Origin of the sequence: Arthrobacter sp. PM3, assembly GCF_003352915.1 — a bacterium.
Taxonomy (GTDB): Bacteria; Actinomycetota; Actinomycetes; order Actinomycetales; family Micrococcaceae; genus Arthrobacter.
Map to the genome: position 1 here is coordinate 2950997 of NZ_CP022314.1, position 24928 is coordinate 2975924.

General features: G+C 68.6%; 20 protein-coding genes, 1 pseudogene and 2 riboswitches. Of the genes and pseudogenes, 14 read left to right on the plus strand and 7 right to left on the minus strand.

What is annotated here, in order from left to right:
* The 3 genes and pseudogenes from CFN17_RS13420 to CFN17_RS13430 form a co-directional block, all read right to left on the minus strand.
* Window positions 1–250 (minus strand): annotated as a pseudogene (locus CFN17_RS13420) (IS30 family transposase); the annotation flags it as partial.
* An 85-nt stretch (window positions 251–335) separates the two neighbouring features.
* Window positions 336–1007 carry a response regulator gene (locus CFN17_RS13425; RefSeq protein WP_208748280.1) on the minus strand — a complete coding sequence of 224 codons (672 nt, stop codon included), beginning with the start codon at window positions 1005–1007 and terminating at the stop codon, window positions 336–338.
* The gene (locus tag CFN17_RS13430) at window positions 1000–2739 is read right to left on the minus strand and encodes an ATP-binding protein (RefSeq protein ID WP_208748281.1); all 1740 of its coding nucleotides are present in this window, start codon (window positions 2737–2739) and stop codon (window positions 1000–1002) included. Before CFN17_RS13430 ends, CFN17_RS13425 begins: the two co-directional genes overlap by 8 nt.
* A 171-nt stretch (window positions 2740–2910) precedes the next feature.
* On the opposite strand from CFN17_RS13430, the gene CFN17_RS13435 reads away from it, so the two are divergent.
* From CFN17_RS13435 to gatB, 4 genes are all read left to right on the plus strand, one after another.
* Window positions 2911–4377, plus strand: coding sequence for a CitMHS family transporter (locus CFN17_RS13435; RefSeq protein ID WP_208748282.1), 1467 nt, complete (start codon window positions 2911–2913; stop codon window positions 4375–4377).
* A 139-nt stretch (window positions 4378–4516) separates the two neighbouring features.
* Entirely contained in the window at window positions 4517–4813 is a 297-nt protein-coding gene (gatC, locus tag CFN17_RS13440) for an Asp-tRNA(Asn)/Glu-tRNA(Gln) amidotransferase subunit GatC (RefSeq protein WP_208748283.1), read from the plus strand.
* 4 nt (window positions 4814–4817) lie between these two features.
* Window positions 4818–6395 carry an Asp-tRNA(Asn)/Glu-tRNA(Gln) amidotransferase subunit GatA gene (gene gatA / locus CFN17_RS13445; RefSeq protein WP_208748284.1) on the plus strand — a complete coding sequence of 526 codons (1578 nt, stop codon included), beginning with the start codon at window positions 4818–4820 and terminating at the stop codon, window positions 6393–6395.
* Complete coding sequence (gene gatB, locus CFN17_RS13450; protein WP_208748285.1) at window positions 6395–7900, plus strand: Asp-tRNA(Asn)/Glu-tRNA(Gln) amidotransferase subunit GatB; 1506 nt, start codon at window positions 6395–6397, stop codon at window positions 7898–7900. The genes gatA and gatB overlap by 1 nt, the downstream gene beginning before the upstream one ends.
* A gap of 3 nt (window positions 7901–7903) precedes the next feature.
* Here gatB and CFN17_RS13455 read toward each other — a convergent pair whose 3' ends face one another.
* Window positions 7904–8812, minus strand: coding sequence for a LysR family transcriptional regulator (locus CFN17_RS13455; RefSeq protein ID WP_208748286.1), 909 nt, complete (start codon window positions 8810–8812; stop codon window positions 7904–7906).
* Window positions 8813–8967: 155 nt separating this feature from the next.
* On the opposite strand from CFN17_RS13455, the gene tdh reads away from it, so the two are divergent.
* From tdh to CFN17_RS13475, 4 genes are all read left to right on the plus strand, one after another.
* The gene (gene tdh / locus CFN17_RS13460; protein WP_208748287.1) at window positions 8968–10014 is read left to right on the plus strand and encodes an L-threonine 3-dehydrogenase; all 1047 of its coding nucleotides are present in this window, start codon (window positions 8968–8970) and stop codon (window positions 10012–10014) included.
* Between the two features lie 84 nt (window positions 10015–10098).
* Window positions 10099–11307, plus strand: a complete 1209-nt coding sequence (locus tag CFN17_RS13465; protein ID WP_208748288.1) for a glycine C-acetyltransferase — start codon at window positions 10099–10101, stop codon at window positions 11305–11307.
* A gap of 519 nt (window positions 11308–11826) precedes the next feature.
* Window positions 11827–12927 (plus strand): FAD-binding oxidoreductase, encoded by a 1101-nt coding sequence (locus tag CFN17_RS13470; protein ID WP_208748289.1) that lies wholly within the window; start codon window positions 11827–11829, stop codon window positions 12925–12927.
* Between the two features lie 11 nt (window positions 12928–12938).
* Window positions 12939–14195, plus strand: a complete 1257-nt coding sequence (locus CFN17_RS13475) for an amidohydrolase family protein (protein WP_208748290.1) — start codon at window positions 12939–12941, stop codon at window positions 14193–14195.
* Between the two features lie 35 nt (window positions 14196–14230).
* Here the strand turns inward: CFN17_RS13475 and CFN17_RS13480 are convergent, their stop codons facing one another.
* Window positions 14231–14911 carry a histidine phosphatase family protein gene (locus tag CFN17_RS13480; protein WP_208748291.1) on the minus strand — a complete coding sequence of 227 codons (681 nt, stop codon included), beginning with the start codon at window positions 14909–14911 and terminating at the stop codon, window positions 14231–14233.
* Between the two features lie 106 nt (window positions 14912–15017).
* On the opposite strand from CFN17_RS13480, the gene CFN17_RS13485 reads away from it, so the two are divergent.
* Complete coding sequence (locus tag CFN17_RS13485) at window positions 15018–15785, plus strand: CPBP family intramembrane glutamic endopeptidase (RefSeq protein ID WP_208748292.1); 768 nt, start codon at window positions 15018–15020, stop codon at window positions 15783–15785.
* A 97-nt stretch (window positions 15786–15882) separates the two neighbouring features.
* Here the strand turns inward: CFN17_RS13485 and CFN17_RS13490 are convergent, their stop codons facing one another.
* Window positions 15883–16521 carry a VOC family protein gene (locus CFN17_RS13490; RefSeq protein WP_208748293.1) on the minus strand — a complete coding sequence of 213 codons (639 nt, stop codon included), beginning with the start codon at window positions 16519–16521 and terminating at the stop codon, window positions 15883–15885.
* 173 nt (window positions 16522–16694) lie between these two features.
* A riboswitch (SAM riboswitch) is annotated at window positions 16695–16810 on the plus strand.
* A 62-nt stretch (window positions 16811–16872) separates the two neighbouring features.
* Between CFN17_RS13490 and CFN17_RS13495 the strand changes: the two genes are divergently transcribed.
* The 3 genes from CFN17_RS13495 to CFN17_RS13505 all read left to right on the plus strand — a co-directional run bounded on the left by CFN17_RS13495 (window position 16873) and on the right by CFN17_RS13505 (window position 21322).
* Window positions 16873–18189 carry a bifunctional o-acetylhomoserine/o-acetylserine sulfhydrylase gene (locus tag CFN17_RS13495; RefSeq protein WP_208748294.1) on the plus strand — a complete coding sequence of 439 codons (1317 nt, stop codon included), beginning with the start codon at window positions 16873–16875 and terminating at the stop codon, window positions 18187–18189.
* A 182-nt stretch (window positions 18190–18371) separates the two neighbouring features.
* Window positions 18372–18488, plus strand: a riboswitch (SAM riboswitch).
* 11 nt (window positions 18489–18499) lie between these two features.
* On the plus strand, window positions 18500–19714 hold the full coding sequence (locus CFN17_RS13500) for a homoserine O-acetyltransferase (protein ID WP_261792201.1): 1215 nt from the start codon (window positions 18500–18502) through the stop codon (window positions 19712–19714).
* 225 nt (window positions 19715–19939) lie between these two features.
* Entirely contained in the window at window positions 19940–21322 is a 1383-nt protein-coding gene (locus CFN17_RS13505; protein ID WP_208748295.1) for an MFS transporter, read from the plus strand.
* A 115-nt stretch (window positions 21323–21437) separates the two neighbouring features.
* Here the strand turns inward: CFN17_RS13505 and CFN17_RS13510 are convergent, their stop codons facing one another.
* Window positions 21438–22337, minus strand: a complete 900-nt coding sequence (locus CFN17_RS13510; RefSeq protein WP_208751494.1) for a LysR family transcriptional regulator — start codon at window positions 22335–22337, stop codon at window positions 21438–21440.
* A 159-nt stretch (window positions 22338–22496) separates the two neighbouring features.
* Here CFN17_RS13510 and mmsB point away from each other — a divergent pair, with 159 nt between their 5' ends.
* Window positions 22497–23399, plus strand: coding sequence for a 3-hydroxyisobutyrate dehydrogenase (mmsB, locus tag CFN17_RS13515; protein WP_208748296.1), 903 nt, complete (start codon window positions 22497–22499; stop codon window positions 23397–23399).
* Between the two features lie 37 nt (window positions 23400–23436).
* Window positions 23437–24921: a CoA-acylating methylmalonate-semialdehyde dehydrogenase gene (locus tag CFN17_RS13520; RefSeq protein WP_208751495.1), complete on the plus strand. Its 1485-nt coding sequence runs from the start codon at window positions 23437–23439 to the stop codon at window positions 24919–24921.
* Window positions 24922–24928 lie beyond the last annotated feature (7 nt).

The following is a 24928-nucleotide window of genomic DNA, read 5'->3' on the forward strand; positions in this document are numbered from 1 at the left end:
TCATGATCACCGCCCGGTCCACCAGATCAAGCCGGTTGGACCCCGGCCGGACAGCGGGCACCGGGCCCGCCTCAACGCCTCCATCAACACCCATACGCATCTGCATGCCGCCAGTCTTGCCCAGCCACCGCTGCGTATTACTGCGCCACACCCCAATCCGGGCCGAGGCCTCCTTCACCGACACCCCCTGCCGCAGAAGTGAAAAGAACTCATCCTTCAGCGCATCCGGCGCCGGATAACCACTCGGCATAGCAACCTCCAAAAACAGAATGTTGCAACGACCGTATGATTTTGCGCGCTCCGGATCGGCTTTAAGTGACCCCGCGTTGCTTGTGTCAGCGGCCGGCCGCGGCGGGGAGCCCGTACCGGTGCTCGGGCCGGCCGGTGGTGCCGTACCGCAGCTGGATGTCGACGGCGCCGTCATCCGCGAGCGAGGACAGGTACCGCTGGGCCGTGGCCCGGGACACCCCCACCCGGGCGGCGACGTCGGCCGCCGAATATTGCTCGCCGGGAACCAGGGATTCCAGTACCGCGGCCTCGGTGGCGGACCGGGGCCGGGCCGAGGCCGCGACATCGCCCGGGATCAGGGCGCGCTTGGCGCGTTCCACCGCTTCCTGGTTGACGGACCCGGGCTGGGACAGGATCCGGCGATAGCGGGCATAGGAGCGCAACTGCTGGGACAGGGACTCCGCCGTGAAAGGCTTGAGCAGATAGCCCAGCGCCCCCCGGCGGAACGCGAGGCGGAGCGAGGCCGTGTCCGAGGCCGCGCTAAGAATCACCGTGTCCACGTCCAGCTGATGCAGCAGGTCCAGGCCCGAGGCATCCGGCAGGTAGACATCCAGGAGCACCAGGTCCGGGCGCAGGCTGTGGATCGCCTGCAACGCCTGCGACGCCGTGCCGGCCGGCGGCAGCGCCAGGAAGCCGGCCACCGAATCCACGTAGGCGGCGTGCAGCTTGGCGACATGGAAGTCGTCGTCGACAATCAGCACCCTGAAATCTTCAGACATCGGTGTCCTTTCCGCTTGGTTCTGTGGCCGCCGGCATTGTGGTGCCGGGCAGTGTGGTCCCGGGCAGGGTGGCGACAAAGACGGCGCCCGGCCCGCCGGCGGAGCCCGGGTCCACGACCCGGACGTCGCCGCCGCGGCGGCGCGCCAGCTGCCGCGACAGCGCCAGCCCCAGGCCCTGCCCGGCGCCGGCCCGCGCCGGCCGGTCCGACGTCGTATACCCCTCCGCGAACACGGCCTCGGCCTCCGCGGCCGAGTACCCGGCGCCCAGACCGTCCCCGGAATCCGCGACGACGATATGGAGGGTGCCGGGGCCGCCGTCGACGCCCGGTTCGTCCAGCACCTCCACCTCCACCCAGCGCTCGGCCGCGGCACCGGCCACGGCGGCGTTCACGGCGTTGTCGATCAGGTTCCCCAGGACGGTGGTGACGTCCTGCGGTTCGGTGACGTGGCCCCGGACCACGGATTCCGGGCCGAGGCGCAGGCTGACCCCGCGCTCGTCCGCCTCGACGCCCTTGGCCCCGATGAACGCCTGCAGGTACGGGTCCTGGAGCAGCGCGGCCTGGTCCACCGGGAAGGCCAGCGGCCCGGTCGCCACCAGCCGGGCCAGGTACTCCTGGGCCTGCCGGGGCTGCCCGATGCTCATGAAGCCGGCGATCGTGTGCAGCTGGTTGGCGAACTCGTGGCGCTGCGCCCGCAGGGCGGCGGACATCGTTCCGACGGCGTCGAGCTGGCGGGTCAGCTGCTGCAGCTCGGTCCGGTCACGCAGCATCACCACCCAGCCCAGGTCCTCGCGGCCGTGCAGGGCCTTGCGGGCGCTCGCCACCAGGACCCGGCCGCCGGCCACGAGCTCCACGGCATCGCCCTCCGCCGCGTCGGCCCGGGTCAGGGCCTTCAGCTGGGGCGGCACCGGCGCACCGGCCCAGGCGGCGCCCGTGAGGTCGGGAACACCCAGAAGCCGCTGGGCGGCGGCATTGAAGACACTGACCCTGCCGTCGGCCGCCACGCCGATCACGCCGTCGTCGACCCCTTGCAGGACGGCCACCTGGTCGTGCACCAGGGTGCTGATTTCCTCCGGCTCAAGGCCGAGCGTCAGCCGCTGGAGCCGCCGGCGCAGCAGGAAAGACGCCAGCACGCCGGCCAGCAGGGCTCCGGCGGCCGTGACGGCGATGGGGATGATGTCCCGGGCCAGGCTTTGGCTGATCGATTCGGTCGAGTAACCCACGCTCACCTCGCCCACCACGGCCGTGGACCCGGGAGCGAACACCGGGACCTTGGCGCCGGCGGACGGGCCCAGCGTGCCGGTGTTGCGCGTGGTGACCTCCCTGCCGGCAAGGGCTTCGGAGGGGTCGGTGCTGACCTTTTCGCCCAGCCGTTCCGCCTCCGGGTGCGCCAGGCGGATGCCCGTCTCGTCCGTGATGACCACGAACAGGGCGCCGGTGCGGGTGCGGGCGCCCTCCGCGGCCGCCATCAGCGGTCCGGCCAGCAGCTCGGGCGCCGGGGGAGCGGCCGGCAGGGCGCTGATGGCCTGGACCTCGGCGCGCACGGACGGGTCCGAGGCCACGGTCCGGGCCAGGGTCAGTGCCTGGTTCTCCGCCTCGCGGCCCAGCCGCTCGTAGCTCAGCCAGGCGTGGACCGCACTGCTCAGGAGCACCACCAGCGCCACGACGCCCAGCTGCAGCAGCAGTGTCTGGGTGGAAAAACGCAGGGGCGGCAGGCCAGTGCGGCGCTTCATCGGGGCTCCTGCCTGGGGAACGGAACGGGTGTGAGCAAAATGCGCAAAATGCATCCAATAAGCAGTATGCCAATCAATTGAGCCAAAGGCCCAGCCGTGACGGGCGCCACTCTAACGTCTGTAGTGCGCATCACACCGTAGTGGTGTCATTCAAAGAAGAAGGAGCCGGCCGTGCTGGTATTACTAGGATTCGCCATGATCGCGGTCTTCATGGTGCTGATCATGACGAAGAAGCTGACGCCCGTCCTGGCGCTCATCATCGTTCCCACGATTTTCGGGCTTTTCGCCGGCGCCGGCCTCGGCATCGGACCCATGGTCATGGACTCCATGAAGTCCATGACGTCCACGGCCGCCCTGCTGATGTTCGCCATCATCTACTTCGGCCTGATGATCGACGTCGGGCTGTTCGACCCGCTGGTGAAGTTCATCCTGCGCAAGCTCGGCAACGACCCCGCCAAGGTGGTCCTCGGCACGGCCATCCTTGCCGCCGCGGTGTCGCTCGACGGCGACGGCTCCACCACCTTCATCCTCACCACTGCGGCCATGCTGCCGGTCTACCTCCGGCTCAAGATGAGCCCCGTCGTCCTGACCTGCGTCGCCGGCCTGGCCAACGGCACCATGAACATCCTGCCGTGGGGCGGCCCCACGGCCCGTGCCGCGACCGCGCTGAAGCTGGACGTCAACGACGTCTTCGTCCCGATGATCCCGTCCCTCATTGTGGGCCTGGTCGTGGTGCTCGCCTTCTCTTGGCTCCTCGGCCTGCAGGAACGCAACCGCCTCCGCGCCGTCGCCCCGGAAATCTGGGGCGTGCCGGAAACGGCTGAAGAGTTCGACGGCGGCGCAGCGGCCGGCAGCGCGGCCGGCGGTTCCGGCAACGGCGGCCCGGGTTCGACCCCCGCTGCGGGCAAGCCGGGCACCGGCGGCGCCGGCGTCGCAGTCCTGGAGCGCACGGAGCTCCTGGTCGATGAGCACGACACCGCCATGGCGGACACCGCCCTGGACCCCAACCGCGCCACCCTGCGTCCCAAGCTGTTCTGGTTCAACCTCGGCCTCACCGTCGCCGTCATGGCCACCCTCGTCGCCAACATCATCCCGCTCCCGTTCGTCTTCATGGTCGGCGCGGCCATCGCCCTGCTGGTCAACTTCCCCAAGGTCAAGGACCAGGGCGCCCAGCTGATCGCCCACGCACCCTCGATCGTCGCCGTCGTTAGCATGGTCATGGCCGCCGCGGTCCTGACCGGCGTCCTCAACGGCACCGGCATGGTCAAGGCCATGTCCGAATGGCTCGTCCAGATCATCCCGGCGGACATGGGACCGCTCATGGCCGTCATCACCGGCGTCCTGAGCATCCCGATGACGTTCTTCATGAGCAACGACGCCTTCTACTTCGGCGTCCTGCCGGTCCTCAGCGAGACGGCCGCCCACTACGGCGTCGGCGCCGCCGACATGGCGCGCGCCTCCATCACCGGCCAGCCCTTCCACCTGCAGAGCCCCCTGGTCCCGGCCATCCTGCTCCTGGTCTCCCTGGCCAAGGTGGACCTCGGCGACCACCACAAGAAGGTGCTCTGGCGCACGGCTGTCATCTCCCTGGTGATGCTCGGGGTGGGAGTCCTCACCGGAGCCATCGGCGTCGGCTGACCCGCCCCTCCCGCACCGCCAAAAGCAACGCGGGGTCACCTACGGCCCATTCCGGACGCCCGGACGGACCGTAAGTGACCCCGCGTTGCTTGTTAGTAGACTGGGACGGAAAACAATCCGTACCTTGCAGGGGAGATCCATGGCTGCGATCAACCGCGACGACGTTGCGCATCTTGCGCGTCTCGCGCACATCGAGATGAGTGCTGAAGAGCTGGACAGGATGGCCGGCGAACTCGCCGTCATCGTGGAATCGGTGAAGTCCGTAAGTGAAGCCGCCGGTGATGATGTCCCGGCCACCTCGCACCCGATCCCGTTGAGCAACGTCTTCCGGGAAGACGTCGTGGGCCACACGTTCACCGCCGAGCAGTCCCTCTCCGGCGCGCCCGATGCGTATGAGGGCCGCTTCAAGGTCCCGGCAATCCTGGATGAGGACTAAGACCATGACTGACACCAACGAACTGATCCGCCTCTCCGCCGCCGCGCTCGCAGAGAAGCTGGCCGCCCGCGAGGTCACCGCCGTCGAGGTCACCCAGGCCTATCTGGACCGGATTGCCGCCGTTGACGGCAAGGTCAACGCCTTCCTGCACGTCAACGCCGACGAAGCCCTCGCCGTCGCCGCCGAGGTGGACGCGATCCGCGCCGCCGGCGGTGCCGAGGCCGAGGCCCTGCACGTCCTGGCCGGCGTGCCGATCGCCGTCAAGGACCTCATCGTCACGATCGGCCAGCCCACCACAGCCGGGTCGAAGATCCTCGAAGGCTGGCACAGCCCCTACGACGCCACGGTCGTGGAGCGGCTGCGCGCCGCGAAAATGCCGATCCTGGGCAAGACCAACCTCGACGAATTCGCGATGGGCTCCTCCACCGAGCACTCCGCCTACGGCCCCACCCGCAACCCGTGGGACCTGGACCGCATCCCGGGCGGCTCCGGCGGCGGTTCCGCCGCCGCCGTCGCGGCCTTCGAGGCCCCGCTGGCCCTCGGCACCGACACCGGCGGATCCATCCGCCAGCCCGGCGCCGTGACCGGCACAGTCGGCGTCAAACCCACCTACGGCAGCGTCTCCCGCTACGGCGCCATCGCCATGGCCTCCTCGCTGGACCAGATCGGCCCGGTCTCCCGCACCGTGCTCGACTCGGCCCTGCTGCACCAGGTGATCGGCGGCCACGACCCGCGTGACTCCACCTCCCTGCCGGACCCGCTCGAGGACCTCGTGGCCGCGGCCCGCACCGGCAACGTCGAGGGCATGAAGATCGGCATCATCAAGGAACTGCACGGCGAGGGCTACCAGGCCGGCGTCGAAAACCGCTTCAACGAGTCCCTCGAGCTGCTCAAGGGCGCCGGGGCAGAGATGGTCGAGGTCTCCTGCCCCAACTTCAAGTACGCCCTCGGCGCCTACTACCTGATCATGCCCTCCGAGGCCTCCTCCAACCTGGCCAAGTTCGACGGCGTCCGGTTCGGCCTGCGGGTGCTGCCCGAAGAGGGCCCGCTGACGATCGAACGCGTCATGGGCGCCACCCGTGCCGCCGGCTTCGGCGACGAGGTCAAGCGGCGCATCATCCTGGGCACCTACGCCCTGAGCGCCGGCTACTACGACGCCTACTACGGCTCGGCGCAGAAGGTGCGCACCCTGATTCAGCGCGACTTCGAGGCCGCGTTCGCCCAGGCCGACGTCCTGATTTCCCCGACGGCGCCCACCACGGCGTTCAAGCTCGGCGAGAAGCTCAACGACCCGCTGGCCATGTACCTCAACGACGTTGCCACCATCCCCGCCAACATGGCCGGTGTCCCCGGCCTCTCCCTGCCCGGCGGCCTGGCCGACGAGGACGGGCTGCCGGTCGGCATCCAGCTGCTGGCCCCGGCCCGCCAGGACGCCCGGCTGTACCGCGTCGGCGCCGTGCTGGAATCCCTGCTCGAGGCGCAGTGGGGCGGCCCGCTGCTGGCGAAGGCCCCCGCGCTTACTGATTCTTCTGCGGCTGATTCTGCCGCTGCTGCCGCCCTGAGCCACGGAGGTTCACACTAATGACTGACGCAACCCTGAGCTTCGACGAGGCCATGGAGAAGTACGATCCCGTCCTGGGGTTCGAGGTCCACGTGGAGCTCAACACCAAGACCAAGATGTTCTCCTCCGCGCCGAACGTCTTCGGTGACGAGCCAAACACGAACGTCAACGAGGTGGACCTGGGCCTGCCCGGCGTGCTGCCCGTGGTGAACAAGACCGCGATCGAATCCTCGATCAAGATCGGTCTGGCCCTGAACTGCAAGATCGCCGAGTCCTGCCGCTTCGCCCGGAAGAACTACTTCTACCCGGACACCCCGAAGAACTTCCAGACCTCCCAGTACGACGAGCCCATCGCGTACGACGGCTACCTGGACGTCGAGCTCTCCGACGGTACCGTGTTCCGGGTCGAGATCGAACGCGCCCACATGGAAGAGGACGCCGGCAAACTGACCCACATGGGCGGCGCCGCAGGCCGCATCCAGGGCGCCGACTACTCGCTGGTGGACTACAACCGCTCCGGCGTGCCGCTGGTGGAAATCGTCACCAAGCCGATCGAGGGTGCCGGCAGCCGTGCGCCCGAACTCGCCAAGGCCTACGTGGCTGCCGTCCGCGAGATCGTCAAGAACCTCGGCGTTTCGGACGCGCGGATGGAGCGCGGCAACGTCCGCTGCGACGCCAACGTCTCGCTGCGCCCGCACGGCCGCGAACGCTTCGGAATCCGCTCCGAAACCAAGAACGTGAACTCGCTGCGCGCCGTCGAACACGCCGTCCGCTACGAGATCCAGCGCCACGCCGCCGTCCTGGACTCCGGCGAGCCGGTCATTCAGGAGACCCGGCACTGGCACGAGGACACCCGCACTACCACCTCGGGCCGGGCCAAGTCCGACGCCGACGACTACCGCTACTTCCCCGAGCCGGACCTCGTCCCCGTGGTCGCCTCCCGCGAGTGGGTCGAGGAGCTCCGCGCCACCCTGCCCGAGCCGCCGGCCGCCCGCCGCAAACGCCTGCAGGCCGACTGGGGCTACTCCGACCTCGAGTTCCGCGACGTCGTCAACGCCGGCGTCCTGGACGAGATCGAGGAAACCATCGCCGCCGGCGCCACCGCCACCGTGGCCCGCAAATGGTGGATGGGCGAGATTGTGGGACGCGCCAAGAACGCCGACGTCGACCCCGGCCAGCTCGGCGTCAACCCGGCCACCATCGTGGAACTGAACAAGATGTTCGAGGACGGCAAGATCAACAACAAGATGGCTTCCGAGGTCCTGGACGGCGTGCTCGCCGGCGAAGGCACCCCGGCGGAAATCGTGGAAAAGCGCGGCCTCGCCGTGGTCTCCGACGACGGCCCCCTGCTCGAAGCCATCGACGCGGCCCTCGCGGCGCAGCCCGACGTCGCCGACAAGATCCGCGGCGGCAAGGTCCAGGCGATCGGCGCGATCGTCGGCGGCGTCATGAAGGCCACCCGCGGCCAGGCCGACGCCGGCCGCGTCCGGGAACTGATCCTTCAGAAGCTCGGCGTCGAAGGCTAAGCCTCAGCCGCCCACCAACCCGGTCATGATGGTCTGCAATGCTTCGCAGACCATCATGACCGATTTGCGTTTAAGGTTCTCCGGCCGGGCCAGGATGTCGATCCGGCGCCGGGTGCTGATCCCGGCGAGCGGCCGCAGCACAATGTCCGGGTTGAGCACGGGCCGCGCCGTGTGCCGGGGCAGCAGCCCGATCACTCCGCCGGCCGCGACCAGCGCCGCGACGGTCGAGTAGTCGTTGATCCGGTGCACAATATTCAGCTCCCGGCTCGAGACGGCAGCGACGGCGGAGAGCACATCCGCGGGGGAGTATCCGGCGCGGCTGGTCACCCACGGTTCACCGACGACGTCGTCCGCCGTCACCGCCGCCTGGCCAGCCAGCCGGTGCCCGGCCGGCAGCGCCACGTCCAGCGGCTCATGCGCGAGTGGAATCACCGCGACGCGTTCCTCGGGCCAGCGCGGGCTGTGGTCCATCCGGTGCGCCAGCACCAGGTCGTAGCGCGCGGTCAGGGCCGGGAAGTCCTGCTGGGCCACGTCCTCGTCGGAGAGCAGGATCCTGGGCCGGCCCGGGCCGTCCAGGAGCCGGGCGAGCGGGGCGAACAGGGCCTGCCCCGCGCTGTGGAACCCGCTGAGCGTCACCGGCGCCACGGGCGAGCCGTGGTACGCGCCGATCGCCGTCTTCGCATCCGCCATGGCGCTGACGACGGCGGCCCCCGCGTCCGCGAGGACCTGCCCGGCCTCCGTGAGCACCAGGTTCCGGCCCTCCTTCCGGGTCAGCGGCACCTCCACGGACTTCTGCAGCGCGGCCAGCTGCTGCGACACGGCCGAGGGCGTCACGAGGAGGGTTTCGGCGACGGCCTTGACGCTGCCCAGGGCGCCGAGTTCGCGCAGCATCTCCAGCTGGTGGATTTCCATGCGAGCCATTCTATGCAACAGCAATTCCTAAATCGTCGATTGAGAAAAATTCGGTTGTGCTAAACCTTTCTGGTGGGTCTAATGGGGTGAGTTGACCCACACGCCCGTGCCGCGCGGCGCAACGCAGTGCAGACCAAACACAGATAGGACAGTCCATGAAGGCTCTCTACAAGGCCGGCGCCCACGCAGGATTCGAACTCGTTGACCGCCCCGAGCCCGAAGCCGGTCCGGGCGACGTGAAGATCCGCGTCATGACCACCGGCATCTGCGGCACGGACCTGCACATCCAGTCCTGGGACGCCTGGGCGCAGGGCATCATCAACGCCCCGCTGATCGCCGGCCACGAGTTCTACGGCGAGGTCGTCGAAATCGGCGAAGACGTCCTCGACGTCAAGGTCGGCGACCGGGTCTCCGGTGAGGGGCACATCGTCTGCGGGATCTGCCGCAACTGCCGCGCCGGGCGCAAGCAGATGTGCATCAACACCGTCAGCGTCGGCGTCCAGCGCGACGGCGCCTTCGCCGAGTACGTGGTGATCCCCGAAACCAATGTCTGGGTCCACCAGGATCCGTCCGTGACACCGGAACTGGGCGCCATCTTCGATCCCTTCGGCAACGCCGTCCACACCGCCCTGAGCTTCCCGCTGGTCGGCGAGGACGTCCTGATTACCGGTGCCGGGCCGATCGGCCTGATGGCGATCGCCGTCGCACGGCACGCCGGCGCCCGGAAGATCGCCATCACCGACGTCTCCGCGCCGCGGCTGGACCTGGCCCGGAAGCTCGGCGTCGACCTCGCGATCGATGTCTCGAAGATGCGGGTCAAGGACGCGCAGCGCGAACTCGGGATGCGCGAGGGCTTCGACATCGGCATGGAAATGTCGGGACACCCCACCGCGCTGCCTGAGATGATCGACAACATGAACCACGGCGGCCGGATCGCGATGCTGGGACTGCCCAGCCAGTCCATCAACATCGACTGGGGCAAGGTGGTCACGCACATGCTGACCATGAAGGGCATCTACGGCCGCGAAATGTTCGAAACCTGGTACGCGATGAGCGCGATGCTCTCCTCCAACCCGGTCCTGCACGCCAACATCTCCGCCGTGGTCACGGACACGCTGCCTGCCACGGACTGGGAAAAGGGCTTCGACGTGGCCCGTGCCGGCGTCGGGGGCAAAGTGGTCCTCGACTGGACCGTCTTCTGAGCCGACCTTCCAGCCCGCCCGTTCCGGCCACTGTCCATACCCCGCATTTTTCCCCGCACCCAACCAGCTGAGGAGCCCACCGAAATGTATTCAGCCATCAAGGACCAGCTGCAGCACGAACTCGACGAGATCCGCAGCGCCGGACTATACAAGACCGAGCGCCACATCGACTCACCGCAGGCCAACCACATCAAGGCCGGGCAGATCGGCGAATCCAGCGCCGACGTCCTGAACTTCTGCGCCAACAACTACCTCGGCCTCGCCGACCACCCGGAAATCATCGCCGCCGCCAAGACAGCCATGGACGAGCGCGGCTTCGGGATGGCCAGCGTGCGCTTCATCTGCGGCACCCAGGACCTGCACCTGGCCCTCGAGAAGCGCGTCTCGGCGTTCCTTGGCACCGAGGACACCATCCTGTTCTCCAGCTGCTTCGACGCCAACGGCGGCGTGTTCGAATCCCTCCTCGGCCCGGAGGACGCCGTCATCTCCGACGCCCTGAACCACGCCTCCATCATTGACGGCATCCGGCTCTGCAAGGCCCAGCGGTTCCGCTACGCCAACCAGGACATGGCGGACCTCGAGGCCAAGCTGATCGAAGCCACCACCCAGGAGAACCCGGCCCGCCGCAAGGTGATCGTCACGGACGGCGTCTTTTCGATGGACGGGTTCCTGGCCCCGCTCGAAGCCATCTGCGACCTCGCCGAAAAGTACGACGCCCTGGTCATGGTGGATGACTCCCACGCGGTGGGCTTCATGGGGGCCTCCGGTGCCGGGACCCCGGAACACGCCGGCGTCTCGGACCGCGTGGACATCTACACCGGCACCTTCGGCAAGGCCCTCGGCGGCGCCTCCGGCGGCTACGTCTCCGGCCGCCGCGAAGTGATCGCCATGCTCCGCCAGAAAGCCCGTCCTTACCTGTTCTCCAACTCGCTGGCCCCTGCCATTGTCGCGGCCACGCTCAAGGCCCTGGACCTCGTGGAAAACTCCGGCGAACTGCGCAGCAAGCTCTTCGCCAACGCGGAGCTCTTCCGGAACCGGATGGGCGAGGAAGGCTTCGAGATGCTCCCCGGTGAGCACGCGATTGTCCCGGTCATGTTCGGCGACGCCGTCATGGCGGCCAAGGTGGCCGACGCCATGCTCCACCACGGCGTCTTCGTCACCGCGTTCAGCTACCCCGTGGTCCCCAAGGGCGCCGCCCGGATCCGCGTGCAGCTCTCCGCCGCGCACAGCGCCGAGGACGTCGAGGCGTGCGTCCAGGCGTTCGTGCAGAGCCGGGCCGCCGTCGCCGGCTGACCCCGGCGCCCCCGCCCGGCGCCCCCGCCCGGCGCCGAATTGCAGAGGTCCGGGCGTGGGTCTGCCGTGAATTGCAGGGCCCTGGCATGGTCCGGCCGTGAATTGCAGGGCCCTGGCGCGGTCGGGCCTGGCTCGTTCAACCTCCGGCTTCCTCCATGGGCTTGTCCGCGGGACATGCCCAGTTCTGGCTGCGAGGACTGGACATAGTGCCACTATGTCCAACGGCCACGAGCAAGAACGGGCATGTCCCGGGCTGGGCTGCCGCAGTGAGGGGCATGTCCAATGGCTGCGACCAACAAAGGGCATGTCCCGGGCTGGGTTGCCGCAGTGAGGGGCATGTCCAGTGGCACGAAGCAGGGGAGGGCATGTCCGTTGGTGCGGACAATCTGAGACGTCCTGTCGCGGATCGGCGCCGCTCGCCCGCTGCTCCCGCCCGGTCGCCCGTCTCGGCGCCGCACCCCGCGCCCCAACCCCGCCTCAAACCCAGCCACCGGCGTGTCCGTCTGCAAGGATGGAACCATGTCAGCAACTTACGATGTCGTGATTGTCGGCGGCGGTATCGCCGGCCTGTCCCTCGCCTCCGCCCTGGCCGGCCAGTGCAGCGTGGCCCTGGTCGAAGCCGAGCAGACCCTCGCCTACCACACCTCGGCGCGCTCGGCCCGGCAGCTGATCCCCAGCTACGGCCCGCCCGTGGTCCAGGAACTCACCGTCCGGACCCTGGAGCTCATCGCCTCCCGGGACGCCGGGCTCCCGGAACCGGTGCTCACCCCGCGCGGCTTCATGCTGATCGGCGACGACGCCACCGTCCGCGCCGAAGCCAGCGGCCACATGCACCGGATCACCCACGCCGAGGCCATGGAACTGTGCCCGGCACTGGTTCCGGAATCCTTTAGCGCCGCCGGCCTGGACACCGGATCCTTCGCCTGCAACGCCCCCGTGCTCCTCGAAGACCACCGGCGGCGGGCCGAAGCCGGCGGCGTGGACATCATCACCGGCGCCAGGGTCCATTCGGCCCAGCGGCTCGGCTCCGGCTGGGAACTCGGCGCGGGCCAGGAAGGCTTCCAGGCGGCCGTCGTGGTCAATGCCGCCGGCGCCTGGGCTGACGAACTCGCCGTCCTGTCCGGGGTCGAGAAGCTCGGCCTCCAGCCGTACCGGCGCACCGCCGCGATCGTCGACGTCGCCCATCCGCTCCCGGCGGGCTGCCCGATGGTGGCCGCGGCGGATGACAGCTTCTACTTCCGGCCCGAGGGCGGCCAGGTCCTGATCTCGCCCTCCGAGCACGTGCCCAGCGGCCCCGAGGACGCCAAACCCTATCCCGGCGACATCGAAGGGCTCGTTGCCCGGCTCAACACGATCACGACGCTCGGGATCCGCGGCGTCAGCAAGGCCTGGACGGGCCTGCGGACGGAAGCGGCCGACGGCGTCCCGGTGGCCGGCTTCGACGCCGAGGCCCGGGGATTCTTCTGGCTCGCCGGCCAGGGCGGGTACGGTTTCCAGACCTCCTCCGGCATCTCGGAACTGGCCGCCGGACTCATCCTCGCAGGACAGGACGGAGGCGCCAGTCCGGCATCCCGGACAGCGGAGGCGCTGGCCGCGACCCGCTGGTCCATCCGGCGCTGAAGAATGGTTCCATGAGCATCCTGATCACCAACATCGCCGAACTGATGACCCAGGACGCGGAACACCGCGTCCTCCGCGACGCGGCGGTGGTGATCGAGGGGGAGCGGATTTCCTGGCTCGGTCCGGCGGCCGCCGCCCCGGCGGCGGACGAAGCCGTGGATGCCGGGGGCCGGGCGCTGCTGCCGGGATGGGTCGATTCCCACACCCACCTGATTTTCGCGGGGGACCGCACGGCCGAGTTCGAGGCCCGGATGGCGGGGGAGAGCTACAGCGCCGGCGGGATCGCCGTCACCACGGGCGCCACCCGGAGCACGAGCGACTTTGACCTCACCCGGCTGGCGATGGGCCGCGTAGCAGAGGCCGTCGCCCAGGGCACCACGTACCTCGAGACGAAGACCGGCTACGGACTGGACATCGAGAACGAGGCGCGCAGCGCCCGGATCGCCTCCACGGTCGCGGACGAGGTCACCTACCTCGGGGCGCACCTCGTGCCCGCCGGGACGGACGCGGAGGAGTACACGGAGCTCGTGTGCGGGCCGATGCTCGCCGCGGTGCTGCCCTACGTCCGCTGGGCCGATGTGTTTTGCGAGCAGGGCGCGTTCAACGAGGACCAGTCCCGCCGGGTGCTCCAGGCCTGCAAGGACGCCGGGCTGGGACTGCGCGTGCACGGCAACCAACTCGGCGAGGGCCCCGGTGTCCGGCTGGCGGTGGAATTCGGCGCCGCGAGCGTGGACCACGTGAACTACCTCTCCGCCGCGGACATCGATGCCCTCGCCGGCACCTGGACCGGCTGGGACGGCGGCACCGGTCAGGGCGGCACCGGTCAGGGCGGCACAGGTCAACGCGGCACTGGTCAACGCGGCACCGTTGCCACTTGCCTGCCGGCCTGCGACCTCTCCACCCGGCAGCCGCTCGCCCCCGGCCGGGAGCTGCTCGACGCCGGCGTGCAGATCGCCCTGGCCTCCAACTGCAACCCCGGCACGTCCTACACGAGCTCCATGGCGTTCTGCGTCACCACGGCCGTGCTCCAGATGCGGCTCAGCGTCCACGAAGCGGTGCGTGCGGCAACGTACGGCGGCGCCCTGGCCCTGGGCCGGGAGTCCGGAAACGACGCCGACGGCGAACGGGCGGTGGGCTCGATCGCCGTCGGACACCGGGCGGACCTGCACCTGCTCAACGCGCCGTCGGCCACGCACCTGGCCTACCGGCCCGGCATCCCGCTGACGCACGCGGTCTGGCGGGCCGGGATCGCGCAGCCGGTGCGGTAGCCCGGTAGGACAGCGCGGTCGGTGCGGTAGCCCGGCTAGAAGATCATGGGCGGCGCGTCCAGGACGGTTTCGTCCACGCGCCGATCCTCCCACTGGGTGAAGGGCTTATCCAGCTCATACTTCCCGCGCGCGGTGCGCAGCAGGGTCCTTACCTCGGCGTTCTCCGGGTTGTTCAGGGATTCGAAATATTCCACGGACCAGTGGAACCAGCGCATGCAGAACAGCCGCATGGTCAGCCCGTGCGTTACGAACAGCGCGTTGGGGGCGTACGTGGGTTTGGACCAGTGTCGGTAGAGGGTTTCCATGAAGGAGGAAATCCGGTCATACACGTCGGAGCCGGACTCGCCCTCCCTGAAGCGGTAGAAGAAGTGGCCGTAGGCGTTGCGGAGCTCCTTTTGGTCCTCGATGTCCCCGGCGATCTGGAAGTTAGCCCAGTCCTGCTCCCGCAGCCGCGGTTCCTCGATCACCCGTTCCACCAGCGGGCCCAGATTGAGTGCCTCGAGGGTCTGGTAGGCGCGCAGGTACGGGGAGACGTAGACGCACACCGGTCGGCCCCCCAGCTGGCGCCGGACTTCGTCCCCGGCCGCCGTGGCCTGCTCCACGCCCAGGGGTGTCAGCGGGATCCGGTAGTCCGGGACACGGTTGTAGATCGAGGTGTCGGCATTGGCGGCGGACTGGCCGTGCCGGATCATGATGATTTTCCGGGGCGCACTCATAAACCCCAAGCATAGGCTCGGCGGCGGCGGCCCCGCCGTGACGGCAGTGCGGACGGCACCGCGGCGGGGTCAGCAAACTCCCGGCAACTGCAGGCAAGATAGGAACATGTTGGTTCCCTCCCGCCGTCGGCTGCGGTTCGAAGTCCTGATTGTCCTGGGGTTGTCGCTGGGGCAGTCCGCGGTCTACTCCGTGGTGCAGCTGCTGGACAAGATGACCGCGGCGCCGCTGGCCCAGGGAACGTCCACGCTGAACCGCTCGCAGAGCGCGCGTGAATACTTCGACCTCACCTACCAGCTACTGGACATCATGTTCGCCCTGGTCCCGGTGGCCCTGGTGATCTACTTCCTCACCGAACACCGTCCGGTCGGGGAGCGCGGCGGCTCGGCGTTCCGGCGGATCGGCTTCGACTTCGCCCGGCCCGGCCGGGACCTCCTGCAGGGGCTGGGACTGGCCGCCGCCATCGGCATCCCCTCGCTGGGACTCTACGCCGCCGGCCGGGCCCTCGGGATCACGACGGCGATCATCCCCAGCGCCCTGGACACGTACTGGTGGACGGTGCCGGTCCTGGTCATGTCCGCGATCCGGCACGGGATCGTCGAGGAAGTGATCGTGGTGGGCTACCTGCTGGACCGGCTCGGGAAACTGGGCTGGAGCACACCGGCGGCCATCGCCGCCAGCGCCCTGCTCCGCGGCAGCTACCACCTGTACCAGGGCTTCGGGCCATTCATTGGCAACGCGGTGATGGGCGTGGTCTTCGCCCTGGTGTACACCCGGACCAAGCGGGTGATGCCGCTCGTGATCGCCCACGCCATCCTGGACACCGTGGCGTTCGTGGGATTCAGCCTGTTCGGCAAGGCCGTGGGCCTGGGCTGACCCCGCGTTGGAGTTAAATGGTTTCGGCCGCCGTCTGGTGGGTGACATCGTTGGCACCCGCCAGACGGCGGCCGAAGTGTGTGGGGCAGCTGGAGCGTTAGATCGTGACCGCTCCGGAGGCGGTCTCGAAAGTAACGGAAAGGATTCCCGGAGTGCCGTGCGGGGCAATCCAGTTGACGGCGACGTCCTCCAGCGGCTTTTCCACCGGTTCGCCCAGCCATTCCGTCACGCGCTCCGCCGAACCGGCGATGGTCAGCGCGGACATCTTCACATCGGACGCGTAGGCGTTGGACGGGTGAAGCTCCGGGTCGCCCTCCCACTTGAGCATGTACGGCACCTGGGGGTCGGCGATGAGCCCCAGGATGCCGATCTGCTTCCAGACCAGCTCGCGGCCGTCGGGGAACTTCCGGTTGCCGTTCACGGCCGACCGGCCCAGCCGCTCCTCGAACGGGGCGAGGTCGTCCACTTCGACGCACCAGCCCATCCAGCCGCCGCCGGCCTCGGAGCGGGCACGGACTGCCTGGCCGAAGGGGGCCTTGTCCGATGCCGGGTGGTTCAGTACCTCAACAACCTCAAGGTACTTGTGTCCCGCGAGCGGGATAATCATGTTGCGTGTGCCGAAGCGGGGGTGCACTCCGCCCTTCACGGCTTCGACGCCGAGGGCAGACGCAATACGTTCAGTGGTGGCTGCCAAGCCATCGTGTTCACAGGCGTAAGAAACGTGATCCATGCGCATGACCTCATCTTGGCACTTTGTGATAAAGCTCTCAGCTTAGGCTCGCCTTACCGTCATGGGATGTCTCGCGGCCGGTGCCGCCGGCCCCTGACGGCAGGCGGATGCTGCCGCCATCTTCATCTTCGTCACAAAGCTATCCAGCGGCCCGCCGCCGTTCCTACACTGAAGCGCAAGGTCATGAGTGCCAGCGCACAGCCCCGGCTTGCTGGCCGGCAACCCTCGTATCGCGGTGGGGTGCCCCGGGTGAAGACCCGGCCGTCCGGCGACCGCCGGAGGGCAAGCGCGGCGCCTGTACCGCTCCCGGGCCGATGGCCCCGGGCGGTGCTGTGCCCGGTCCCGTAAGGAGCATCAATGTCCAGTGCCTGGTCCTTCGAAACCCGCCAGATCCACGCCGGCCAGGAGCCGGATTCCGCCACCGGCGCCCGGTCCCTGCCCATCTACCAGACGACGTCGTTCGTGTTCCCCAGCGCCGAGAGCGCGGCGAACCGCTTCGCCCTGGCCGAGCTCGCACCCATCTACACCAGGATCGGCAACCCGACCCAGGACGCGGTGGAGCAGCGCGTGGCGAGCCTTGAAGGCGGCCTCGCGGCCCTGCTGCTCAGCTCCGGCCAGGCCGCCGAAACCTTCGCCATCCTCAATATCGCCGAAGCAGGGGACCACGTGGTGGCCAGCCCCAGCCTCTACGGCGGCACCTACAACCTGCTGGCCCACACGCTCAAGAAGTTCGGCATCTCGGTGACGTTCGTGGCGGACCCGGACAACCTGGAGCAGTGGCGCGATGCCGTGCAGCCCAACACCAAGCTGTTCTTCGGCGAAGTGGTCTCCAACCCGCGCCAGGACGTGCTGGACATCGAAGGTGTCGCCAAGGTGGCCCACGAGGCCGGGGTGCCGCTGATCGTCGACAACACGCTCTCCACCCCGTACCTCATCCGCCCCATCGAGTGGGGCGCGGACATCGTGGTCCACTCGGCCACCAAGTACCTTGGCGGCCACGGCGCCGCGATCGCCGGTGTGATCGTGGACTCCGGCAACTTCGACTTCGGCAAGGACCCCGCACGGTACCCGAACTTCAACACCCCGGACCCCACCTACAACGGCCTGGTCTACGCCCGCGACCTCGGTGCCGGCGGCGCCCTGGGGGCCAACCTGTCCTACATCCTCAAGGCCCGGGTCCAGCTCCTGCGCGACCTCGGCTCCGCCGTCTCGCCGTTCAACGCCTTCCTCATTGCCCAGGGCATTGAAACGCTCAGCCTGCGCGTCGAGCGCCACGTCGCCAACGCCACCAAGGTGGCGCAATGGCTGGAGGCCAGGGACGACGTCGAATCCGTCGCCTACGCCGGGCTGCCGTCCAGCCCCTGGTTCGAGCGCGGCCGCAAGTACGGCCCCAAGGGGACCGGCGCCGTCGTGGCGTTCAATATCGCCGGGGGAGCCGAGGCCGGCAAGCGGTTCGTCGATGCACTGGAGCTGCACTCGCACGTGGCCAACATCGGCGACGTCCGCTCCCTGGTGATCCACCCGGCGTCGACCACCCACAGTCAGCTCTCGCCCGAGCAGCAGGCCGTGGCCGGCGTGAACCCCGGGCTCGTGCGGCTCTCGGTCGGCCTGGAACACATCGATGACATCCTCGCCGACCTCGACGCCGGCTTCCGCGCAGCCAAGGGCGCCTAACAGGGGCCGCCGCGCCGGGATCGCCGGAACGCATCGCAGTCGCCGTAACCTTCCGGCGTCCGCGACGGCTTCCGGCGAACCCGGCGTGCAGCGAGCCCGCGTCCTGCGAACCCGGTGCGGGGCTGTCACACGGATGTCACATTCTTCGTCATTTGCTCGCCCCGTTTCGTACACTCGTAAAAGGTCATGAGTGCCAGCGACTAGCCCCGGCTTGCTGGCCGGCAACCCTCCTCTTGCGGCGGGGTGCCCCGGGTGAAGACCTGGCCTGCCGGTCAGCTGACGGCGGGCAAGCGCGAAGATAGGTCCTCATATGACGATTGCCGTCACCCGCAACGGTGAAACCGAAACCACGCCAGCCCGTAACGCCGCCGAAAAGCAGGCTGCCCATGCACCAGCCGCAGCCACTCCGGCCGACACCTTGCCGGGGGGAGGAACCCCGGTGCCGGACGGAACCGTCCGGTACCTCGGGATCGGCGACCTGCCGCTCGAATCCGGCTTCCACCTGCCGGACGTGGTACTCGGCTACGAGACGTGGGGCACCCTCAATGCGGACGCCTCCAACGCCGTCCTGATCGAGCACGCCCTGACCGGAGACACCCATGTGACCCGCGGTGACACCGAGGAACCCGGCTGGTGGGAACAACTGGCCGGCCCCGGCGCGCCCGTGGACACCGACAAGTACTTCGTGGTCTCCATCAACATCCTGGGCGGCTGCTACGGCTCCACCGGGCCCTCCACACCGGCCCCGGACGGGCGCCCCTGGGGCTCACGGTTCCCGCTGGTCACCCTGCGGGACACCACGGCCGCCGAGGCACGCCTGGCCGACGCCCTGGGCATCAGGACCTGGCATGCCGTCGTAGGCGGATCCCTCGGCGGGGCGCGCGCCCTCGAGTGGGCCGTGTCCTATCCGGACCGGGTACGGCACTGCGCGGTGATTTCCGTCGGCGCCAGCAGCACCGCGGAGCAGATTGCTTTTGCCCAGGCGCAGACCCTGGCCATCCGGCAGGACCCTAACTTCAACGGCGGCGACTACTACGGCGGTCCCGAGCCCGTGGCCGGGCTTGCCCTGGCCCGGCGCATCGCGCACATCACCTACCGGTCCGCGGCCGAACTCCACGGCCGGTTCGGCCGCAATGCCCAGGAATCCGAGACCCCGCTGGAAGCCGGGTCGCTGGCCGGGCGGGGCCGCTACCAGGTGGAAAGCTACCTGGACCACCAGGGCAACAAGCTGGTCCGGCGCTTCGACGCCAACAGCTACATCGCCATCACCGAGGCGCTCATGAGCCACGACATCTGTCGCGGGCGCGGACCCCTCCGCGAATCCCTGGCCGCCGCCACGGCCGGATTCCTGGTAGCGGCCGTCGACTCCGACCGCCTCTACTTCCCTGCGCAGTCGCGCGAACTTGCAGAGGCGCTGCCGGGCCGCCCGGACGTGCACATCATCGAGGCGCCGATCGGCCATGACGGCTTCCTCACGGAGATCGGCCAGCTCAGCGGCCAGCTGCGGGCGGCCTTCTTCGGCTGATGCCGGGGCCGCGCGCCCGGCACCGATCCACGGCGGGGGCCCCGCGGGGAGCTGCACAGGGGCTCCCTGTTGTGCATTTTTGCAGATGCGCTCTGCACTAATGGCCGTTGAGGCCCGGGCCTGGAGCGTCCATACTCGTCTGGAATGACGCCATGTGCCTTACATCACAAGCGTCCTCAGTCCAATGGTCCACAGGGTGTCGAAGGCGACACCGAAGGAGTGACGATGAGTACGGAAAACGCGGCCGCGAGCCGCACAGACGAAACGGACGTCAAAGCGTCCGGCCTGAAGAAAGTTGTGGCGGCCTCCATGGCCGGCACCGTGGTGGAATGGTACGAATTCTTCCTCTACGCCTCCGCGGCCACACTGGTCTTCGGCAAGACCTTCTTCCCCAATTCGGGCACCGAGCTGGACGGCATCCTTGCGGCGTTCCTGACCTACGCTGTCGGCTTTGTTGCCCGCCCGATCGGCGGGATCGTCTTCGGCCACTTCGGCGACAAGTTCGGCCGCAAGCAGCTCCTCCAGCTGAGCATCATCCTGGTGGGCGTCTCCACCTTCCTGATGGGCTGCCTGCCCACCTTCGCGCAGATCGGCTACTGGGCCCCTGCGCTGCTGGTCTTCCTGCGCTTCGCCCAGGGCTTCGCCGTCGGCGGTGAATGGGGCGGTGCCGTCCTGCTCGTCGCGGAGCACAGCCCCAGCAAGTCCCGCGGCTTCTGGGCCAGCTGGCCGCAGTCCGCCGTCCCGCTGGGCAACCTCTTCGCCACCGCGGTGCTTTTCATCCTGTCCGCGACCCTGTCCTCCGCGGACTTCCTCAGCTGGGGCTGGCGGGTTGCCTTCTGGCTCTCCGCGGTGATCGTGCTGATCGGTTACTACATCCGCACCAAGGTCAGCGACGCCCCCATCTTCCTGGAAGCCCGCAAGGAAGTTGAAGCCGGCCACAAGGGCTACGGCGTGGCAGAGGTGTTCCGCCGCTACCCGCGCGGCGTGTTCACCGCCATGGGCCTGCGGTTCGCGGAGAACATCCTGTACTACCTCGTGGTCACCTTCTCGATCACGTACCTGAAGACGGTGGTCCACGCCGACACGTCCCGGATCCTCATGCTCCTGCTGGTGGCACACCTGATCCACTTCGCCGTCGTGCCGCTGGTCGGCAGGCTCTCGGACCGCGTGGGACGCAAGCCCGTCTACCTGGCCGGAGCCGTGTTGGGTGCGACCTGGGGTTTCTTCGCCTTCCCGATGATGGACACCGGCAACGACTTCATCATCCTCGCCGCGGTGATTATCGGCCTGCTCTTCCACGCCCTGATGTACGCGGGCCAGCCGGCCATCATGGCGGAGATGTTCCCGACCCGGATGCGGTACTCCGGCGTGTCCCTCGGCTACCAGGTGACCTCGATCGTGGCCGGTTCGCTTGCCCCGATCATCGCCGTCGCGCTGCTGGGCCAGTACAAGTCCTCCGTGCCGGTGGCCATCTACCTGCTGATCGCCTGCGCCGTCACTGTCGTCGCCGTGTTCTTCCTCAAGGAGACCCGCGGCATCTCGCTGCGCGACGTCGACGCCGCCGACGCCCAGGGGACCGCCGACCTGCTTGCCGCAGGCAAGAGGTAACAGGCAAGCGGTAACCCCGCCCGCCCCGAGGGGCTCCTCCCGTTCCATGATTTGCCAGATATGGCCGCCAAACTTTCCGGTTTGGCGGCCATATCTGTCACATGAGCGCTGACGTCTAGGCTGTGAGCACATCCTGGCGGTCCCGGACTTCGGTCCGGATCGCCTCCAGGACGGCCCGGACCGGGGCGGAGCGCAATGACTCCTGCCGGGCGACTGCCCAGATGGGGAGTTGCCGCTGGAAGTCGTCCGGCAGTACGGCCACGAAGCCCGGCCTGCCGGCCACGAGGAAGTTCGGGAGCAGGCCGATTCCGGCGCCCCGCCGGACGGCCTCGAGCTGGGCAAAAACACTTGTGGCCTGGAAGCTGGACCGCGGCATCGGAAGCTGCGTTGAGCGGTGGCCGAGCTCGGCCACCTGGAGCGCGGACTCGACGTAGGAGACAAAGCCGTGCTGCCGGACGTCGTCGAGCGCGGCCGGAAGCCCGTGCTCCTGCGCATAGCCGGGGCTGGCATAAAGCCTGAGGAAGTAGTTGCTCAGGAAGATCGCCTGGGCGTTGGCGACCTCAAGGTTTCCTACCACCACCTCAAGGTCCACGCCGGAACGGTTCTGGCTCGCCTTGCGGGTCGCGCTGAGCAGTTCCACGCTGAGCTGCGGATTCTCCCGCTGCAGCCGCACGAGGGCTGGCGCGAGGAATTCCGCCCCGAACCCGTCCGGGGTGCTGATCCGGACCAGGCCGGAGATCACGTCCCCGGTCCGCGCAATGCTGCCGGACAAGACGCCCAGGGTGCCCTCGATGGCCTCGGCCGCCGCGACGGCCTGGCTGCCGAGCTCGGTCAGTTCCCAGCCGTGCGGGCTGCGTTCCAGGGTCCGGCCGCCCAGCTGCTTGTCCAGGGCCAGGATCCGCCGGGAAATGGTGGTGTGGGTGGTGCCGAGCGTCTCCGCGACCGCGTTGAACCGGCCCAGCCGGGCAACGGTCAGCAGGATCAGCAGGTCGTCAGGGCTCGGAAGCCGCCTCAAGTCCACGTGTGTCCCCATTTCCATTCACGTGCGGTGTGTGCATCTGTGCACATACCGTCTGTGATTTTTCTCCTTGATTGCACCCTAGCAGGGTGTGATCGTGGACACAGCGCGTCCGGCCATTAGCCGGACAGACCCTCGAGCAAAGGAGCTTATGCCATGGCAGTTATCGCCTGGATCGGACTGGGAAACATGGGCGGGTCCATGTCGGTGAACCTGGCCAAAGCCGGACATGAGGTCCGCGGCTTTGACCTCAACGATGAAGCGGTGGCCGCCGTGGGGGCCGGGGGAGTCAGTCCGGCCGCCAGCATCGCCGAGGCCGTGGCGGGAGCCGACGTCGTCTTCACCATGCTCCCCAAAGGCGAACACGCCCGTGCCGTTTACCTCGGCGGCGACGGCGTGCTGGCCCACGCGGACACCCGGACGCTGCTGGTGGATTCCTCCACGATCGATATCGCCTCCGCGCAGGCCCTGCACGACGCCGCTGCTGCCGCCGGCTTCCGCTTTGTCGACGCGCCGGTCTCGGGCGGGATGAGCGGGGCCAAAGCCGCCACCTTGACGTTCATGGTCGGCGGCGAGGCCGGTGCCGTCGCGGACGCCACCGAATACATCCGCCCGATGGCGGCCAACATCATCCCGACCGGCGGCGCCACGACCGGGCAGGCCGCCAAGATCTGCAACAACCTGATGCTCTTCATCAACCTCGCCTCCACGGCGGAGGGCGCCGTGCTCGCGGACCGGCTCGGCCTGGACAAACAGGTGTTCTGGGACATCGCCTCCGTTTCCTCCGGCGACAGCTGGGCCCTGCGCACCTGGTACCCCGTGGCCGGCGTCGTGCCCACCGCGGCCTCAAACAACGACTTCGCCCCGACCTTCACCACCGAACTGGCCAACAAGGACATCGGCTTGGCGATCAGCGCGGCGCGGGACACCGGCACGCCGCTGGAACTCGGCGAGCACGTCCAACAGCTCTTCCAGCGGCTCATCGACTCCGGCCAGTCCGGCAGCGACTGCTCCGCGATCGTCAAGCTCGTCGACGGCTCGCTTGAGTCCGCCAACTAGCGCCGGAACCCCTGAGAAAGAGACGCACCCCATGCACATCGAACGCATCCCGCACGTCATCAACGGCGCCCTCATTTCCGACGCCGAACGCTACGGCCCGGTCTTCAACCCGGCCACCGGCGAACAGGAAAAAGAAGTCGCGCTGGCCTCCGCAGCCCGCGTCGAGGAAGCCATCGCCGCGGCCCGCGCCGCGCTGCCCGGCTGGCGGGCGACGAGCCTGGCCCGGCGCACCGCCATCTTCTTCAAGGTCCGCGAACTGCTCCTGCAGCGCCGGCCGGAGCTGGCGGCCCTGCTGACCAGCGAACACGGCAAGGTCCTCTCCGACGCCGAAGGCGAGATCACCCGCGGCCTGGAGAACATCGAATTCGCCACCGGCCTGTCCCACATGCTCAAGGGGGAGCGTTCCGAACAGGTCTCCGGCGGCGTCGACGTCCACTCGGTCCGCCAGCCGGTCGGCGTCGTCGCCTGCATCACCCCGTTCAACTTCCCCGCCATGGTGCCGCTGTGGATGATCGGCAGCGCGCTGGCCTGCGGCAACACCGTCCTGCTCAAACCCAGCGAGAAGGACCCCTCCGCCGCCGTCTTCATTGCCCAGGTCTTCGCCGAGGCCGGCCTGCCCGCCGGCGTCCTCAACGTGGTCCACGGCGACAAGGAAGCCGTGGACGTGCTCCTGGAACACCCCGATGTCAAGGCCGTGAGCTTCGTGGGATCGACGCCGATCGCGCAGTCCATCTACAAGCGCGCCGCCGACCACGGCAAACGGGTCCAGGCCCTAGGCGGGGCCAAGAACCACATGGTGGTCCTGCCGGATGCGGACCTCAACATGGCCGCCGACGCCGCCGTCTCGGCCGCCTACGGCTCCGCGGGGGAGCGCTGCATGGCCGTCAGCGTGCTGGTGGCCGTCGGCGCCATTGCCGATGACCTCGTCCGTGCCATTACCGCCAGGATGGCCACGTTGAAGATCGGGCCCGGCACGGATCCGGCGTCCCAGATGGGCCCGCTGATCACGGCGGAACACCGCGACAAAGTGGCCTCGTACGTCGCCGGCGCCGCGGACGAGGGCGCCTCAGTGGTGGTGGACGGCCGGGACCAGTCGTTCGACTCGAACGGCTTCTTCCTCGGCGTCAGCCTGATCGACCACGTCAAGCCCGGCATGAAGGTCTACGACGACGAGATCTTCGGCCCCGTCCTCTCTGTGGTCCGCGTGGAAACCTACGCCGACGCCGTCAAGCTCGTCAACGACAACGAGTTCGGCAACGGCGTGGCCATTTTCACCCGGGACGGCGGCGCCGCCCGGCAGTTCGAGTTCGACGTCGAGGCCGGCATGGTGGGCGTGAACGTGCCGATCCCGGTGCCGGTGGGCACCTTCTCCTTCGGCGGCTGGAAGAGTTCGCTGTTCGGTGACACCCACATGTACGGCCCGGAGAGCATCCGGTTCTATACCCGCGGCAAGGTGGTCACCACCCGCTGGCCGGACCCGTCCACCTCGGTGATCGACCTCGGCTTCCCCCAGGTCGACTGATGGGGCT

What these genes read in the sequence shown, in the direction of transcription:
- CFN17_RS13490 (WP_208748293.1), bottom strand. Translation starts at nt 16,521, where the DNA reads ATGCGCATGGATCACGTTTCTTACGCCTGTGAACACGATGGCTTGGCA.
- CFN17_RS13430 (WP_208748281.1), bottom strand. Translation starts at nt 2,739, where the DNA reads ATGAAGCGCCGCACTGGCCTGCCGCCCCTGCGTTTTTCCACCCAGACA.
- CFN17_RS13505 (WP_208748295.1), top strand. Translation starts at nt 19,940, where the DNA reads ATGAGTACGGAAAACGCGGCCGCGAGCCGCACAGACGAAACGGACGTC.
- gatC (WP_208748283.1), top strand. Translation starts at nt 4,517, where the DNA reads ATGGCTGCGATCAACCGCGACGACGTTGCGCATCTTGCGCGTCTCGCG.
- mmsB (WP_208748296.1), top strand. Translation starts at nt 22,497, where the DNA reads ATGGCAGTTATCGCCTGGATCGGACTGGGAAACATGGGCGGGTCCATG.
- CFN17_RS13495 (WP_208748294.1), top strand. Translation starts at nt 16,873, where the DNA reads ATGTCCAGTGCCTGGTCCTTCGAAACCCGCCAGATCCACGCCGGCCAG.
- CFN17_RS13475 (WP_208748290.1), top strand. Translation starts at nt 12,939, where the DNA reads ATGAGCATCCTGATCACCAACATCGCCGAACTGATGACCCAGGACGCG.
- CFN17_RS13485 (WP_208748292.1), top strand. Translation starts at nt 15,018, where the DNA reads ATGTTGGTTCCCTCCCGCCGTCGGCTGCGGTTCGAAGTCCTGATTGTC.
- CFN17_RS13465 (WP_208748288.1), top strand. Translation starts at nt 10,099, where the DNA reads ATGTATTCAGCCATCAAGGACCAGCTGCAGCACGAACTCGACGAGATC.
- CFN17_RS13480 (WP_208748291.1), bottom strand. Translation starts at nt 14,911, where the DNA reads ATGAGTGCGCCCCGGAAAATCATCATGATCCGGCACGGCCAGTCCGCC.
- gatB (WP_208748285.1), top strand. Translation starts at nt 6,395, where the DNA reads ATGACTGACGCAACCCTGAGCTTCGACGAGGCCATGGAGAAGTACGAT.
- CFN17_RS13455 (WP_208748286.1), bottom strand. Translation starts at nt 8,812, where the DNA reads ATGGAAATCCACCAGCTGGAGATGCTGCGCGAACTCGGCGCCCTGGGC.
- gatA (WP_208748284.1), top strand. Translation starts at nt 4,818, where the DNA reads ATGACTGACACCAACGAACTGATCCGCCTCTCCGCCGCCGCGCTCGCA.
- CFN17_RS13500 (WP_261792201.1), top strand. Translation starts at nt 18,500, where the DNA reads ATGACGATTGCCGTCACCCGCAACGGTGAAACCGAAACCACGCCAGCC.
- CFN17_RS13425 (WP_208748280.1), bottom strand. Translation starts at nt 1,007, where the DNA reads ATGTCTGAAGATTTCAGGGTGCTGATTGTCGACGACGACTTCCATGTC.
- tdh (WP_208748287.1), top strand. Translation starts at nt 8,968, where the DNA reads ATGAAGGCTCTCTACAAGGCCGGCGCCCACGCAGGATTCGAACTCGTT.
- CFN17_RS13470 (WP_208748289.1), top strand. Translation starts at nt 11,827, where the DNA reads ATGTCAGCAACTTACGATGTCGTGATTGTCGGCGGCGGTATCGCCGGC.